Annotated in this window: 13 protein-coding genes; 8 read left to right on the forward strand and 5 right to left on the reverse strand. The window is 60.0% G+C overall.

Annotation, left to right across the window (positions count from 1 at the left end):
* Positions 1–13 precede the first annotated feature (13 nt).
* Positions 14–1108 (reverse strand): HoxN/HupN/NixA family nickel/cobalt transporter, encoded by a 1095-nt coding sequence (locus tag GSQ80_RS20805; protein ID WP_158789574.1) that lies wholly within the window; start codon positions 1106–1108, stop codon positions 14–16.
* 332 nt (positions 1109–1440) lie between these two features.
* Between GSQ80_RS20805 and gnd the strand changes: the two genes are divergently transcribed.
* The 7 genes from gnd (at position 1441) to GSQ80_RS20840 (ending at position 8805) form a co-directional block, all read left to right on the forward strand.
* Positions 1441–2901 carry a decarboxylating NADP(+)-dependent phosphogluconate dehydrogenase gene (gene gnd, locus GSQ80_RS20810; protein WP_158789575.1) on the forward strand — a complete coding sequence of 487 codons (1461 nt, stop codon included), beginning with the start codon at positions 1441–1443 and terminating at the stop codon, positions 2899–2901.
* A gap of 224 nt (positions 2902–3125) precedes the next feature.
* On the forward strand, positions 3126–4136 hold the full coding sequence (locus GSQ80_RS20815) for a hypothetical protein (RefSeq protein ID WP_158789576.1): 1011 nt from the start codon (positions 3126–3128) through the stop codon (positions 4134–4136).
* A 57-nt stretch (positions 4137–4193) separates the two neighbouring features.
* Positions 4194–5270 (forward strand): aldo/keto reductase, encoded by a 1077-nt coding sequence (locus tag GSQ80_RS20820; protein ID WP_158789577.1) that lies wholly within the window; start codon positions 4194–4196, stop codon positions 5268–5270.
* A 7-nt stretch (positions 5271–5277) separates the two neighbouring features.
* Complete coding sequence (larE, locus tag GSQ80_RS20825) at positions 5278–6108, forward strand: ATP-dependent sacrificial sulfur transferase LarE (protein ID WP_158789578.1); 831 nt, start codon at positions 5278–5280, stop codon at positions 6106–6108.
* Between the two features lie 71 nt (positions 6109–6179).
* A complete protein-coding gene (larC, locus tag GSQ80_RS20830; RefSeq protein WP_158789579.1) occupies positions 6180–7493 on the forward strand; it encodes a nickel pincer cofactor biosynthesis protein LarC in 1314 nt (437 codons plus the stop codon).
* Entirely contained in the window at positions 7490–8254 is a 765-nt protein-coding gene (larB, locus tag GSQ80_RS20835; RefSeq protein WP_158789580.1) for a nickel pincer cofactor biosynthesis protein LarB, read from the forward strand. Before larC ends, larB begins: the two co-directional genes overlap by 4 nt.
* A 149-nt stretch (positions 8255–8403) precedes the next feature.
* Entirely contained in the window at positions 8404–8805 is a 402-nt protein-coding gene (locus GSQ80_RS20840; protein ID WP_158789581.1) for a cytochrome c, read from the forward strand.
* On the opposite strand, the gene GSQ80_RS20845 is transcribed toward GSQ80_RS20840, so the two are convergent.
* From GSQ80_RS20845 to GSQ80_RS20860, 4 genes are all read right to left on the reverse strand, one after another.
* Entirely contained in the window at positions 8806–10140 is a 1335-nt protein-coding gene (locus GSQ80_RS20845) for an MFS transporter (protein ID WP_158789582.1), read from the reverse strand.
* Positions 10141–10295: 155 nt separating this feature from the next.
* Positions 10296–10892 (reverse strand): bifunctional pyr operon transcriptional regulator/uracil phosphoribosyltransferase PyrR, encoded by a 597-nt coding sequence (gene pyrR / locus GSQ80_RS20850; RefSeq protein WP_158789583.1) that lies wholly within the window; start codon positions 10890–10892, stop codon positions 10296–10298.
* 93 nt (positions 10893–10985) lie between these two features.
* Positions 10986–11708: a hypothetical protein gene (locus tag GSQ80_RS20855; RefSeq protein WP_158789584.1), complete on the reverse strand. Its 723-nt coding sequence runs from the start codon at positions 11706–11708 to the stop codon at positions 10986–10988.
* 48 nt (positions 11709–11756) lie between these two features.
* Positions 11757–12419, reverse strand: a complete 663-nt coding sequence (locus GSQ80_RS20860; RefSeq protein ID WP_158789585.1) for a hypothetical protein — start codon at positions 12417–12419, stop codon at positions 11757–11759.
* A 423-nt stretch (positions 12420–12842) separates the two neighbouring features.
* Here GSQ80_RS20860 and GSQ80_RS20865 point away from each other — a divergent pair, with 423 nt between their 5' ends.
* Complete coding sequence (locus GSQ80_RS20865) at positions 12843–14741, forward strand: mismatch repair protein (protein WP_158789586.1); 1899 nt, start codon at positions 12843–12845, stop codon at positions 14739–14741.
* The last annotated feature ends 549 nt before the right edge of the window (positions 14742–15290 follow it).

Below are 15290 nucleotides of genomic sequence, written 5' to 3' on the forward strand. Positions count from 1 at the left end.
GTTGGCAGGTCAGCTATTTCGATTCAGTCGTGGTGGGGAGGGGTGTGGCTAGCTCGAGGTGGTCCCCTATGTCATCCAAGCGGCGCCAGCGATAGATGACTACCGAGAGGATCCAGGCGAGAGCGAAGAGGCCGATGATGAAGTAGCCGAGGACGCCGAAGTTGTTGTTGAGCTTGGCGATGAGCGACCAGAAGTGTCCGTCGAGGTGGAGTTGCGAGGCGATGAGGCCGAGAGCTTCGATGCCTCCTACTGCGAAGGCTACGATTACTGAAACAGAGGTGATGGTGAGGTTGTAGTAGAGCTTGCGGATGGGTTTGACGAAGGCCCAGCCGTAGGCGCCGAGCATGAGGATGTTGTCGGTGGTGTCGATGAGGGACATGCCGGCGGCGAAGAGGGCGGGGAAGACGAGGATGGAGATAAGGGGAAGGCCCTTAGAGGCTTCGGCGGCGGAGATGCCGAGCAGGCCGATTTCGGTGGCGGTGTCGAAGCCGAGGCCGAAGAGCAGGCCGAGGGGGTACATGTGCCAGCTGCTGCGGATGAGGCCGAAGACGGGGCGGAAGAGTCGGGAGAGGAAGCCGCGGCTGCCGAGGAGGAGGTCGAAGTCTTCGTCGATATAGGGCTCACCGCGGCGGACGGACTGGAAGGTGCGGAAGACCGCGCGCAGGATGATGAGATTGACGATCGCGATGGCGAAGAGGAAGAGCGTGGAGACGAGCGTGCCGACGATGCTGCCGATGTCGCGGATGTGATCGATGCGATGTTGGAGGGCGAGGGCGGTCGCCGCAATGGCGATCGACCCGATGACGACGATGGTGGAGTGGCCGAGCGAGAACATGAAGCCGACGGCGACGGGGCGTTTGCCTTCCTGCATGAGCTTGCGGGTGACGTTGTCGATGGCGGCGATGTGGTCGGCGTCTACGGCGTGGCGGAGGCCGAAGCTGTAGGCGAGGAAGGCGGTGCCGAGGAGGACAGGGAAGTGGTGGAAGGCAATGACAGCCCAGGCCCAGGCGCCGAGGTTGAAGGCAGCGAGGATGGCGTAGATCGCGATGATCTTGGCGCGGGTGTTGCCGGGTTGGTCGTTGAAGAGGGAGCGTAGGGACGGACGCATCGAGTTGCCTTGAGGGGTGTGATGCTCCGAGTGAGGTTGGAGCATCACGTCTACAAAACCGTACCATGAGGGCGCTGCGCTTGCGGCGACGAGCGTTCAGTCGCTCGTCTTGAGGACGGATCATGAATTTCTTCGATTCGAGATCGCAGGGGCAGAATCGCGCTGTGTTTGCCGTCACGTAGCTGGGAATGCGGCGGATATGATAATAAGTGGGGTCGCGAAGGAATTACCTTAACTTGTCCACCCAGGCTGCGCTCGATCGTTGAGCAAGCCTCTAACGGTAGCGAAACGGATTGCGCCAAGAGCTGCGATCTGCACATGGAGAACGATTTATGTCGAAGGAAAGTTGTGACATTGGATTGATCGGGCTTGCAGTCATGGGACAGAACCTTGTTCTGAATATGAACGATCACGGATACAAGGTGGCGGTGTTCAACCGCACGGTATCGAAGGTGGATGAGTTCATCAACGAGGAAGCTAAGGGCACCGAAGTTGTGGGTGCGCACTCGATTGAAGAGATGTGCGGACTGTTGAAGAGCCCGCGCCGCGTGATGATTATGGTGAAGGCCGGCGATGTGGTGGACAAGACGATTGAGCAGATTCTGCCGTTCCTCGATAAGGGCGACATTATTATCGACGGCGGCAACTCGCTGTTTACCGACTCCAATCGTCGGACGAAGGATCTGGCGGCGAAGGGCATCCTGTTTATCGGGACGGGCGTTTCCGGCGGCGAAGAGGGTGCGCGATTTGGTCCGTCGATTATGCCGGGCGGCAATGCTGCTGCGTGGCCGCATGTGAAGGAGATCTTCCAGGCGATTTCGGCCAAGGTGGAAGACGGAACGCCTTGCTGCGACTGGGTGGGTGAAGATGGCGCCGGCCACTACGTGAAGATGGTGCACAACGGCATTGAGTATGGCGATATCCAGCTGATCTGCGAGGCGTACCAGTTGCTGAAGGATGGACTGGGCTTGAGCGCCGATGAGTTTGCCGAGGTATTCAAGGAGTGGAACAAGGGCGAGCTCGATAGCTACCTGATTGAGATTTCGGCGACCATCTTTGCCAAGAAGGATGAGGATGGAACGCCGATTGTGGACAAGATTCTGGACACGGCGGGACAGAAGGGTACGGGCAAATGGACGGCGATTTCGGCGCTCGATCTCGGCATGCCGGTGACGCTGATTGGCGAGAGCGTGTTCGCGCGCTGCCTGTCGGCGTTGAAGGATGACCGCGTGAAGGCTTCGAAGGTGTTGCAGGGACCGGCGGAGAAGGTGGCCGTTGGTGATCGTGCAGAGTTCATTGAGTTGGTGCGCCGGGCGTTGTATTGCTCGAAGATGGTGAGCTACGCGCAGGGTTACATGCTTCTGCGCGCGGCCGAGAAGGAGTTTGGCTGGAAGTTGAACATGGGCGGCATCGCGCTGATGTGGCGCGGCGGCTGCATCATTCGCAGTATCTTCCTGAGCGACATCAAGGCCGCGTTTGACAAGAATCCGAGCCTGGAGAATTTGCTGCTGGATCAATTCTTCTCGAGCGCGCTGAATAAGTATCAGGGTAGCTGGCGGAAGGCGCTGATCAAGGCAATTGAGTTGGGCGTGCCGACACCGGCGTTCTCTACGGCGCTGGCGTTTTACGATGGCTTCCGCACGGCGCGGTTGCCGGCGAACCTGTTGCAGGCGCAGCGCGACTTCTTCGGCGCACATACGTATGAGCGGACGGACAAGCCGCGCGGCGAGTTCTTCCACACCAACTGGACGGGGCACGGGGGCCGCGTGTCGTCGTCCACGTACAACGCTTAATGGACTACAGCGAACCCCGCGGTGGGGCGGGGTTCGCTGAAAGTTTCCGGGGATCCGAGAGTGGAACAATCGACCGACCTGTAGCGGCTAAGTCCTTTTATTGTGGTGCGCATATCGCGCTCAAAGAAGATTTAACCCGCCACGAGTCAATGATTTGCATCCAAACAGGGATGGTTAAATGCGAGGCAGTGGTGCGGCACGGCAATAGGATGTTTCGACGAACGATGGCAGTCGTCGGCTGTCTATTTGGATGCTTCCTGGTGACGGCTGGGACAGCGCACGCATCAGTGGCGTTGCTGATGGAAGAGCCTTACGGGGCATTTGGCGCGATGAATCCTACGGGCCATGCGGCAATTTATTTGAATCACGTCTGCGCGGACTCGCCTACATCTCTTCGGGCTTGCCACGAGGGCGAGTATGGTGTGGTCATCAGCCGGTATCACAAGGTGGACGGTTATGACTGGATTGCGGTGCCACTGGTCGGGTATCTGTATGCTGTCGATAATCTCAGCGATATCCCAGCCGCTGCGGATCGGAAGCAGGTTGCAGCGTTGCAGGATGCGTATCGCAAGGCGCACCTGATGGACCTGGCTCCGGATAACAAAAAGGGTGAAGCTCCCAAGGGTGAGTGGAATGAGTTGGTGGGCGAATCGTATATCCGTACGATGCATGGGTTCCAGGTGGATAGCACCGCCGAGCAGGACCAACGGTTTATGGCGATCTTCAACGATCGGAAGAACGTTGGCCACTTCAACCTGCTCTTTCATAACTGCGCGGATTTTTCTCGGATGGTGTTGGACATTTATATGCCGCATGCAGTTCACCGCAACTTCATCGCCGATTTCGGGCTGATGACGCCGAAGCAGGTCGCACGATCGCTGGTGGCGTACAGCCAGAAGTATCCAGACGTGAACATGAGCGCGTTTGTGATTCCACAGGTGCCGGGCACGATTCCGCGCAGTCACGCGGTAGATGGTGTGACGGAGTCGCTGGTCAAGAGCAAGAAGTATCTGATTCCGATGACGATTCTTGCGCCTGCGGTGACGGGGGCCGCGGTGGTGGCGTACCTGGCAGATGGTCGACTGAAGCTGCCGAAGGGGACGCCGGTTTTCAATATTGGAGACCAGGAGACGACGGAGCCTTTGGAGCCGACACCGGCGGAGCCTGCGCGGCGGCAGTTGCCAACAACGCAGACTCCTGTGGCTACAGTAGATCCGACAGGGAGCCCGCTGTAACCAGAAATCCTACTGCTGGAATAGAATCGGAGTCAGTTGAGCCTGGAGGCTCCTTTGATGGCCAATCCGCCAAACGCTGGAAATCGCCGTAGTTTTCTGAAGAAGAGTGGAGCTCTGGCAGCTGGTTTGTTGGCGCAGGCTGCCATGCCCGCCGATGCACAGGCAGGCAAAGAGTTTGGTGCGCTTCCGGATAATCCGAGAACGCTGACGGCTATGCCGACGCGGAACCTGGGCAAGACCGGCTACAAGGTGGGGATCTTCAGCCTTGGCGGGCAGGCGGCGCTGGAGAAGCCAAACAATTTTGACGTGGCCGTGCCGATCATTGAGCGAGCGCTGGATCTGGGCGTGAATTATATGGATACGTCGTCGATTTACGGTGGGCCGGATCGGTGGAGTGAGCAGTATTACGGCCAGGTGATGAAGCGGCGTCGCAACGAGGCGTTTGTGGCGACGAAGACCAAGGAGCGGACGCGCGAGGGTTCGCTGCGGATGATCGAGAAGTCTCTGAAGCTGCTGAACACGGACCATGTGGACCTTTGGCAGTTGCATGATGTCGGGCTGCCTGAGGATGTCGACGCGATTTTTGCGAAGGGCGGCGCGATGGAAGCGCTGATCGAGATGCAGGAGCAGAAGGTGGTGCGGTTCCTCGGAGTCACGGGGCACTATCGGCCTGATGCGCTGATCGATGCGATCAACCGGCATCCCTTCGACACGATTCTGTTGGCTCTGAATGCGGCAGATTCGCATATCTATAGTTTTTCCGACGCGCTGCTGCCGCTGGCGGTTGAGAAGCAGATGGGAATTATCGGGATGAAGGTTCCGGCGCGCGGGCGGCTGCTGTCGAACTGGACGCCGCCGCCTTTGGACGCGCAGCGGCACTCGTGGGAGGGGTCGGCGATTGCTACGCGACCGGGTGTGATTAATATGCGCGAGGCAATGTATTTCACGCTGACGCACCCGGTGAGCACGGTGATCATTGGTTGCGACTCGGTGGCGCAGTTGGAGGAGAACGTTCACCTTGCCGCCAACTTCACACCCCTCTCGGCATCGCAGATGGCATCGATCAATGAGCTTGCGGAGCCGGTGGCGAAGCAGTCGCTCTTCTTCCGGTTTACGGATCGCAGCAAAGGCTGAGACCACGATGGATTTGAAGGACAAATCGGAGTTGCTGCGGGAGAATCTTGCTTCGGCTGGCTCGTTGCTGGTTGCATATTCCGGCGGCACGGATTCCGCGTACCTGGCGTATACGGCGCACGAAGTGCTGGGCGAGAGGATGCTCGCGGTGATTGCGGATTCGCCGTCGCTGCCGCGTAAGGAGCTGGCGGACGCGATGGCGTTTGCAGGGCTACATGGCATTCCGGTGCAGGTGCTGCAGACCAATGAGTTGGAGAAGCCGGAGTACGCGCGCAATGATGCGCAACGATGCTTCCACTGCAAGAACGAACTGTTTACGCAGATGGAAGAGGCGCGGGCACGGCTGGGCTTTGAGCATCTGGCGTACGGAATGAATATGGATGATCGCGGGGAGTTTCGACCGGGGCAGCGGGCGGCAGAGATGCACGGAGCGTTGGCGCCGCTGGTGGATGCAGGGCTGAGCAAGCAGGAGATTCGGGTGCTGGCGCGCGAGGCCGGGCTTTCGCTTGCGGATAAACCGTCGAGTGCTTGTTTGTCGTCGCGGATTGAGTATGGCCGTGAGGTGACGGCGGAGAATCTTGCGCAGGTGGAGCGGGCGGAAGAGGCGCTGCATGCGCTGGGGTTCGCGCAAGTGCGTGTGCGGCACCATGGAAATCTTGCGCGTGTTGAGGTCGCAAGGGAAGATCTTGAGCGGGCGCTGACGCTGAGTATGCTGGATCGGATGACGGAGGCAGTGCGTGCTGCGGGGTTTCTGTATTCCACGTTGGACACGCAGGGGTATCGCTCTGGTTCGATGAACGATGTGTTGCCGGTTACGGCCATTGCGCAGGCTGGATAGGCGGACTTGGATTATCCGCTGTCAGGTTTAGGACATCCCACACACGTGTTTCCACTATTGAAAGAGAGTTCATGCGGATTGCTTATTTAGAATGCTTCGCCGGGATTGCCGGCGATATGTTTCTCGGTGCGTTGATCGATGCTGGGGTTCCGGCGGGGGTATTGCAGGAGGCGACCGCGGCGTTGGAGTTGGGCGCGAGCCTCAAGATCGAGACGGTGGATCGTAGCGGGATTTCGTGTACGCGAGTGCAGGTGATGGAGGGCGCGTCTGTGGCGGAGGAGCGCGTGCCGGAAGTGGTGCACGACCATGCGCGCGCGGGGGATCACACGCACAGTCATACACATGAGCATGAACACACGCACGAGCATAAGCACGAGCATTCGCATGGACGCTCGCTGTCGGCTATTCGCGAGCTAATCCGGAAGGCGCCATTAGCGGAGGCTGTAAAGGGGCGGGCGATCCGGACGTTCTGTTTGCTGGGTGCGTCCGAGGCGAAGATTCACAACGTGGATGTTGAGAAGATTCACTTTCACGAGGTGGGTGCGGTGGATGCGATTGTCGATATTGTTGCGGCCTGTGCGGGAATTGAGTATCTGAAGGTGGATGCGTGGTATTGCTCGCCGCTGAATGTGGGTGGCGGCATGGTGAAGTGTGCGCACGGAACGTTTCCGGTGCCCGCCCCGGCCACGGCTGATCTGTTGCGCGGATTTCCTACTTACTCGGCGCATGTGCAGAAGGAGCTGGTGACGCCCACGGGTGCCGCGCTGGTGCGGATGTTGGAGCCGGTGTTCGGGGCGCAGCCGGCGATGAGCGTGGAACGGATCGGCTATGGGGCGGGCTCGCGGAATCCGAAGGGGTTTCCGAATGCATTGCGGATCAGCATTGGCGAGGCGGAAGAAAATACAAAGACGGATACGGTGACGGTGCTGGAGACGGCGCTCGATGATCTGTCGCCGCAGGTGCTGGCGTGGGTGGCGGAGTCGGCGCTGGCTGCGGGCGCGATGGATGTGATGCTGACGCCGGTGATCATGAAGAAAGGTCGGCCGGGAACGCTGCTCACTGTTTTGTGCAGCGACAAAACTCAGCAGAAGTTGGAACGATTGATTTTGCGCGAGACCAGCACGCTGGGGATGAGGATTCGGCGCGACGAGCGGAGTTGCCTGGAGCGGCATCATCTGGCGGTGCAGACGCCGTATGGAGAGATTCGTGTGAAGATTGGCAAGCTCGACGGCGAAGTAATGAACGCAGCGCCGGAGTTTGAAGACTGTCGTGCTGCTGCGGTGCGCTGTGATATTCCGCTGAAACAGGTGCAGCAGGCGGCGATTGCAGCGTATGCGCAGACAGCGACCGAGGGTGCGAAGGTCGGGGGCAAGGTTGCGTCATGAAACGGAATGATTTGCTGAAGATTCTTTCGGAGGTTGAGTGCGGAGGCCTGTCGCCGGCGGCTGCGGCCGAACGTCTGGCATCGCTGCCGTTCGAGGATCTGGGACATGCGCGCGTGGATCACCATCGGAGCCTGCGCAGCGGGTTGCCGGAGGTGATCTATGCGGCGGGCAAGACGCAGGAGCAGACGTTGGCGATCTTCGGGAGTCTGCTGGCTGATGGAGTGGATGTGCTGGTGACGCGCGTCGAGCCGGGAACTGCGGATGCGCTGGTACGCGCGTATCCGGGGGCTGTTCATAACGCCGTGGCTCGGACGGTGAGTCTGCGGCAGACGCCGGCTTCGGAAGGCAACAAGGGGCACATTGCGGTGGTGTGTGCAGGGACGAGTGATCTCCCCGTGGCGGAAGAGGCTGCGGTTACGGCGGAGACGTTTGGCGCACGGGTGTCGCGGATGTATGACGTTGGCGTGGCGGGATTGCATCGTCTGCTGGCGGTGCGGAGCGAAATGACGGCGGCCGATGTGGTGGTCGTGTGTGCGGGGATGGAGGGCGCGCTCCCTTCGGTTGTGGGTGGAATGGTGGGGGTTCCGGTGATCGCGGTGCCGACGTCGGTTGGGTATGGCGGCTCGTTTGGTGGCGCGACGGCGCTGCTGGGCATGCTGAATTCCTGCAGCCCGAATGTGACGGTGGTGAATATCGATAACGGGTTTGGTGCTGCATACACGGCGGTACTGATTGCTCGGGCAGCGCAAGCAAAGGATTGATCCGCTGGTTCGCTGATGGATGGAAGACCGGGCCGGGTGATAGAAGTCACTGACTGGCAGGGTAGAAGGTGGAACGCTGAGGACGTAGTGAGCTGGCGGGTGGCCCCAACCAGGGGTATAGTTAGGGCGCTACTCAACAGGAGCGTTCTATGTTTCCTCCCTTTTTGCTGTTCTCCCTGTTCTTATTTGTGGGAGCAGGGCAACAACCTGCGGCTGCACCAGCTGCGTTGGTCATTCCTCCAGAAGCTGTGCACATGACGAACCCGGTAAGGCCCACTGCAGAGGGCAGGGCCCATGCGACAAAGATGTATAGCTACGATTGCCTGATGTGCCACGGAGCGAACGGCAACGGAAAAGGCGAACTGGCCGTGCAATTGAAGATGGATCTGAAGGACTGGAGCAATCCCGCGGCGCTGCAGACTAAAACAGATGGTGAGCTGTTCTACATCATCAAGAACGGTGTGGGCCAGATGCCTGCAGAAGGGGATCGGGCGAAGACCGATGATCTTTGGAACATGGTTGTGTTGGTGCGGTCGTTCTCGAAGAAATAATTAGGTGAGGGCAGGATGTTCGGCAGGTTCCATCCATAGCTTGCCGGCGATGATGAGCGCGACAAGAAGCGCGGTGCACAAGCCGAAGACGCCGCGGATGCTGGTGTGCTGCGCGAGGATTCCGGAGAGTACCAAGCCGAGTATCTGCGCGCTAAAGATGGCTGACATGAGCGTGGAACCGACGCGGCCCATGAGCTCCGGTGGCGTCTCCTGTTGAACTAGCGTCTGCGAAGGAACGATGATGCCGGCGACGGCGAAGCCGATGAGGAAGCAGCCAAGGATGGCGGTCGCGACGGTGGGGATGGCTGCGAGTAGAAGGGTTCCCAGAGCGATGCCGCCTAAGCCGAGGTAGACCTGCAGGGTGTTGCTCATCTTCTTGGCGAAGGCGTTAAGGGAGTTGACGCCAATGAGCAGACCGAAGCCGATCATGGCACTCACGATGCTGTAGGTCTTGGTGAGCGCATTCAGGACGTCGCGAACATAGACGGCGATGAGTGGGCCGAAGCAACCCATCACGAACATGCCGGCGGCCAGGGCGACGATGACAAAGAGAAGACCTGCGTGATGGAGGATGAAGCCGGCGCCCACTTTCATATCGGCGAGGATACGCGGAATACCAGTCTTTTCCTTGACGGCGGGCTGTCCGTCGACAGGAGCGGGCGGAGCCTTCCTGGGAAGAATCAGAGAGAGCGAGGCGATGAGGGAGCCGGATGCGATGAAGCTGGCGGAGTCGAGGTAGTAGCAGACTTTCGCACCGAAGGCGCCGACCAGCAGGATGGCTACGGACGGTCCAATGATGCGCATGATGAACATCACTTGTTGCATGAGCGCATTGGCTGAGCGCAGTCCATGCAATGGCACTGCTGAGCGGATGGCAACCCCCTGCGCGGGGCTGAAGAAGCTCGAGACGACGCTGATAGCTGCCAGCGCAGCGTAAAAGCCGTAAACGCTGTGGACCAGCAGAAGAAACAGGCAGAGGCCGGCGCGGATGAAGTCGCTGGTGACGAGCGTCGTTTTGACGGGCCAGCGGTCGACAAAGACGCCACTGATGACACTGATGAGCGCGATGGGCAGAAGGTAGGCGATCTGGATGCCGGTGACCTGCTGCGGTGTCGCGTGCAGCCGGAAGGTCATGTAGGTGATGACAGCGAAGAGAGCGAGGAAGTCGCCGAAGGTGGAGACGATCTGCGCGTACCAGAGGCGGCGCATGGTGACGACGCGGAGCACCGCGCCCATGCTGAGTGGCTCTGGGGCGTTGGGCGCAGGCACGGGAACGGCTTCGACGGTATTGGCGTCGAGCTCGTTGTCGAGTTGATTGAGGGATTCCTGGCTCATGGCGTTGTCTCCAGATACAGATGCAAGGTCACATGCGAAGGACGCAGAGATGTGTGCCTGCGATATGCGAGAAAACGGGAAGCCGTCTCTCGATTGTGGCTGGCGAGCTACAGAGGAACTAATGCCGATGCGGCTTCGTGCGGACGCTCGAGAAGCTAGTCGGCGAGCTCGACGAGGAGAACCTGTTCGTCGCTATCGATCTCACGGAGCTTAACCTCGATGATTTCGCGGCGCGAGGTGGGGACGGTACGGCCAATGAAGCGGGCTTCAATGGGAAGCTCGCGATGGCCGCGGTCGATTAGGACGAGCAGTTGCACGCTCTTGGGTCGGCCCTGGTCGAAGAGGGCATCGAGGGCAGCACGGATGGTCCGCCCGGTGTAGAGGACGTCGTCCATGAGGATGATGTCGCGGCCGTTGACGTCGAAGCCGATGTCGCCTTTTTCGACGACAGGGCGTGGGCCTGCGGTGGAAAGGTCGTCGCGGTAGAAGCTGATGTCAAGGACGCCGGTATCGACGGGAGACTTCTCGATGGTCCCGATGAGCTTGGCGATGCGCTGGGCAAGCGGAACGCCGCGGCGCTTGATGCCAATGAGACCGAGGTTGGCGCTGCCGTTATTGCGCTCGACGATCTCATGTGCAAGGCGGACGAGGGTGCGCTCAATCTCGGAGGCGGACATGAGGCGGCCCTTCTCGCGGAGGTGTGGCTTGGAGTCGGAGGGAGTGGCTGCGGCGGAACTGGTGAGATCGCTCATGGTTTGCCCTTCATGATAGCAGCGGAGGGTATCGATCAGCGCGCGCCTGAGAGGGAGTGGGCGAGTATCGGGACAACGTGCGGGGGAGCGAGGTCAGGCGCGCGGTGAGCGGGAGCGGAGATACCCGGCAAAGGCGCCGGCCGTCGCGGAGTAGGCGAGATAGAGCACCAAGCCGAAGAAAATGCTGCTGAGCAAGATGCCGGCGCGGAACTCCGGGATGGCGAGCATATCGCTCATGATTTTGATGGACTGTTGCGATTGCGTGGCGAAGTTGGTGTGCACCTGGGCAAACAGCTTTTCGATCTGTGTGTCGAGCTCGGCGGTGGAGTGAAAGACGAAGCGCTGGAGAACGAGGCCGATGGTGTTGAGGGTCGAGGTAACGATGAGGATGAAGAGGCCGGTGAGGAGGCCGAGGCGCGCGCCAAACCCGGTAGTAATGCGCGTCTTGCGAAAGCGGGAGCTGTAGACGCCCATCACGATGATCGGGGCGGAGATGAACCAGAAGAAAGAAAGCAGGGTGACAGGCGGAAGAGCGAAAGAGAGAAGGGCAAGCGCGGCGGCGATGGCTCCTGCCAAAGCGGCGGTCTGAATGGCCCCGCGCCAGACGATGGCGTAGCTGGGGGCGATGGGCTGCGGGGTCGGCTCGGCGAGAGGATTGGAGGCGGCCTTCTGGGCAGTGATCTGCTGATCGATCTGGTCGCGCAGCTCTTCGGAGAGCTGCACCTGCGGTGCTCCGCAGTTCCAGCAATAGACAAGGGCGCCTTCATCTTCGCGATGCAGAAGGGCGTGACAACGGGAACAGATGCGAGGACTCACTACTCTCAAGGTTAGTCGAGCAGTGGCCGCGTAGCAAACGCTATGGAGCTATTCGCTGTCTTTGCTGTCGTGGTTGGAGAGATCTGACGGGAGATCGAGGGAGACAAGGCCGATCTTGGTGCCCCCGTCACGGGGCTCTACGCCGACGATGTGCAAATGCTGTGGAGAGCCGGAGCGCAGTTCAATGTCGGTGGCGGAGTTGCCGTTGTTGATGGCAAAGCCCTTGGAGTGGCCATCGCCGGTCTTGATGTGGGTGTGCTCGTCATCGTTGCAAGTCAGGCCCTGGGAGGTGCGATTGACGGAGCCAACGGAGTTGTGGCCGCGGCATTCGATAACGCTGCCGTAGCGCGACGCGAGATCCTTCATGTAGAAGGCGATGACCTTGTCGGAGGGGTCGGAGCTTTGGAAGTCGGCAGCCTTAACACCGAGGTGGAAGGGGCCGAAGTTCATGCTGACGTTCGCATTGTTGGAGTTGTCGTCGTCCTTGTCATTGATGGGAGTGGCGCCGGGGTAGGCAGTGATGCCGATGGAGGCGGTGTCGGTCCCATTCTTGTTGGTATTCACCTTCATAGAGCCGAAGGGGGTGCCAATGCTGACGTTCTTGTGGTCGCCGTGGTCGTCCTCGGTGACGTGGCAGCCGGAGAGCAAAAGGCATGCGAGAGGCGCGGCTACGGCGGCAAAGGTGGTCAGGGAGCGAAGAGTGCGGGTCATCAATCCTCCAGCGCACAGGGGCGCGCGCGGTCTTTTGGGATACGACAAGAGGATACGCCTGGAACCACCCAATGGTTCCATCGATATGTGATGACGGAGGCGGAACGTGTGGTGGCTTGTCGAGTCAAATTAGCTGAACACTTTTGTGCGTATCAGCGGGGTACACTTCTACTTCGTTACGAACAGCTTGATTTTCAAAAGTTTGAGCTCCGGGAATGAGGAAGATTGCACTTCATGGCTACCGCGCAGCGTCGCCAGTTCAGCCTGGTTCTCAAGGGGTCTCCAAGAGGGTTTCGCCCCGGCGGAGGTGGCGCAGCGCCAGCACCAAGGCCATCGCCGCCGCCGGCACCGCGCAGCGCACCGTCGAGCCCACACCACTAGAGGATGCGCTATGTATATTCCCGGCGCGTCCATAATGGAGTGATGAGCGATGGGGTGGAAGCTGGACCGCTGCACGAGTATCAGCGGCGATTGTTGTCGCGCGAAGAGCGTGCATCGAAGCTGACAGCCTTGCACCTGTTGCTGGGCTGGCTGCGGCTGGCGACGGTTGTGCTGTTTCTTGGGGTGGCGTGGCTCACGATTTTTCTGAAGGATGGCCCGCGTTGGGGTGTGCTCGTGCCGATCGTGCTGTTTGTGGCGCTTGGCGTGTGGCAGGGGAGGGTATCGCGGCGGCTGAGCACGGCGCGGCGGGCTGCGGAGATCTATCGTCGGGGCATCGCGCGCATCGAGGACCGCTGGATTGGTCTGGAGGTACGCGAGACTTCCGGACTCTCCGCAGATGTGCGGGCGCGGCAGACCGCGAGCCTGTACGCAGGTGACCTGGACATCGTGGGTCACGGTGGGATGTTCGAGCTGCTGTGCCGCGCGCGGACACGGATGGGCGAAGAGACGCTGCTCACCTGGCTGCTGGAGCCGGCAGAGGTACCGGAGATTTTGCGGCGACAGGCGGCTGTCGACGAGTTACGTGGGCGAGTCGACTTGCGGGAGCGGATGGGCGTGGCGGGCGAGACGGCTGCGGTGGGTGTGCAGGCTGAGGCGCTCAGGAAGTGGGCCGCGGCCGACGATGTGCTGACGCAGCGGTGGATGCCTTGGGTTGCGGGCGTGCTGGCAGTTGTGTGGGCGATCGTCGCGGCTGCGACGCTTTGGGTGTGGCTGGGCGGGACGATTGATGCGCTCAGGTCGTTCACCTTTGGCGATGGGCTGAGCCTGATGCTGCTGGTGATGGTGGTGGAGAGGTTTGTCCGGCGGCCGTTTGAGAAGAGGATCACGGCTGTGCTCGACGGTACGGATGCGGCGTTGAAGAATATGCAGCTGCTTGCGTCGCTGCTGGAGGTGATGGAGGCGGAGACGTTCGTGTCGGAACGCCTGTTGGAGATCAAGCAGAAGCTGGCGTCGCACAAGGTTGCTGGGTCCGTGGCGATTGGCAAGCTGGGCAAGCTTGGGCAATGGCGCGACTCGATGGACAACCTGATCGTGAAGGGGCTCAATACGCCGCTGATGTATTCGGTGCAGGTGGCTTGGGCGATCCAGCGGTGGAGGCGGCAGCATGGAAGTGCGGTGCCGCTGTGGATCGAAGCCGTCGCCGAGATGGAGGCGCTGAACTCGCTGGCCATGTATGCGTACGAGCATCCTGCGGACGTGTTTCCGGAGTTCGAGCGTGATGGCGCTTGCGTGGATGCCGAGAAGATCGGGCATCCGCTCATTGCCGCGTCGAAGTGCGTGCGGAACAGTCTGCAGATTGGCGGCGAGACGCGTGTGCTGCTTATCTCGGGATCGAATATGAGCGGAAAGAGTACGCTGATGCGCACGCTCGGCGTGAACACGGTGCTTGCGATGTGTGGAGCTCCGGTGCGAGCGAAGAGGTTTAGGTTGACGCCGCTGAAGATTGGCGCGAGCTTGCTGTTGAATGATTCGCTGCAGGAAGGGCATTCGCGGTTTTATGCGGAGATCGAGAAGCTGGGTAGAATTTGTTCGCTAGCAGAGTCCTGCGCGGACGGCGAGAGTAAAAGCGGGAGCGGTGGTCAGACGGGCATGTTGTTTTTGCTCGATGAGTTACTACAGGGGACGAATTCGAAGGACAGGTTGGTGGGCGCGGAAGGCGTGGTGCGCGCGCTGGTGGAGGCTGGCGCGATTGGGATGGTCACCACTCATGATCTGGCGCTTGCGGAGATGGTCGGACTGCCGCAAGGAGCCATGAAAAATATGCACTTTCAGGATCAGATTGTGGATGGGCAGATGCGCTTCGATTTCACGCTGCGGGAGGGCGTGGCGATGAAGAGTAATGGGGTGGAGTTGATGCGGCTGATTGGGTTGAAGGTGTAGTCGCGGTGGTCGGAGGCTTGTGGGTACCCCCACCCCCCTCCCGAGTCATACTTTGCTCGCAAAGTAGTCTAAGCAGACGGCTTAGAAGCCAAAGTACCCCCCCCTGCCGAGGCCGTCATCTCCTGTAAAGTAGTCTAACCAAGCGGCTTAGGAGTCAAAATACCCCTTGCTGCGGTCCGGTTCTGCGCCAAGCCCCTCCTGCTTCGCGCTGATTCATCCCTACTTCAATTGTAGTGATTGGCGGGGGGTAACTATGCCAAGTTTTGAGAAGTTTTATCTGGCTTGGAATCAGTGAGTTGGGTGGGATTACGGGCGGTTGGGGGCTTGACAGTTCTGGGCGGACGGCAAGGCTTCTCGTTCCGAGAACGCCTGATTTGACCGAGAGATGGGGCGGGACGGTTCGCGCTTGTCGCGTTGGCGATTTGACCTTCGTCGCTGAGGTCCTGGCAAGTCGAGTATCAGCACCGCTTTTAGGGCTAAAAGATTCGGGCAGAAACCACGAATCGCAAAATTAGCAGTTGACATTGACAGCCAATCCACTACCATTCG

Origin of the sequence: Granulicella sp. L46 (assembly GCF_009765785.1) — a bacterium.
Taxonomy (GTDB): domain Bacteria; phylum Acidobacteriota; class Terriglobia; order Terriglobales; family Acidobacteriaceae; genus Granulicella.

Bases quoted from the DNA above. Each gene is read 5' to 3' on its own strand.
- GSQ80_RS20805 (WP_158789574.1), bottom strand. From the start codon at position 1,108: ATGCGTCCGTCCCTACGCTCCCTCTTCAACGACCAACCCGGCAACACC.
- gnd (WP_158789575.1), top strand. From the start codon at position 1,441: ATGTCGAAGGAAAGTTGTGACATTGGATTGATCGGGCTTGCAGTCATG.
- GSQ80_RS20815 (WP_158789576.1), top strand. From the start codon at position 3,126: ATGGCAGTCGTCGGCTGTCTATTTGGATGCTTCCTGGTGACGGCTGGG.
- GSQ80_RS20820 (WP_158789577.1), top strand. From the start codon at position 4,194: ATGGCCAATCCGCCAAACGCTGGAAATCGCCGTAGTTTTCTGAAGAAG.
- larE (WP_158789578.1), top strand. From the start codon at position 5,278: ATGGATTTGAAGGACAAATCGGAGTTGCTGCGGGAGAATCTTGCTTCG.
- larC (WP_158789579.1), top strand. From the start codon at position 6,180: ATGCGGATTGCTTATTTAGAATGCTTCGCCGGGATTGCCGGCGATATG.
- larB (WP_158789580.1), top strand. From the start codon at position 7,490: ATGAAACGGAATGATTTGCTGAAGATTCTTTCGGAGGTTGAGTGCGGA.
- GSQ80_RS20840 (WP_158789581.1), top strand. From the start codon at position 8,404: ATGTTTCCTCCCTTTTTGCTGTTCTCCCTGTTCTTATTTGTGGGAGCA.
- GSQ80_RS20845 (WP_158789582.1), bottom strand. From the start codon at position 10,140: ATGAGCCAGGAATCCCTCAATCAACTCGACAACGAGCTCGACGCCAAT.
- pyrR (WP_158789583.1), bottom strand. From the start codon at position 10,892: ATGAGCGATCTCACCAGTTCCGCCGCAGCCACTCCCTCCGACTCCAAG.
- GSQ80_RS20860 (WP_158789585.1), bottom strand. From the start codon at position 12,419: ATGACCCGCACTCTTCGCTCCCTGACCACCTTTGCCGCCGTAGCCGCG.
- GSQ80_RS20865 (WP_158789586.1), top strand. From the start codon at position 12,843: ATGAGCGATGGGGTGGAAGCTGGACCGCTGCACGAGTATCAGCGGCGA.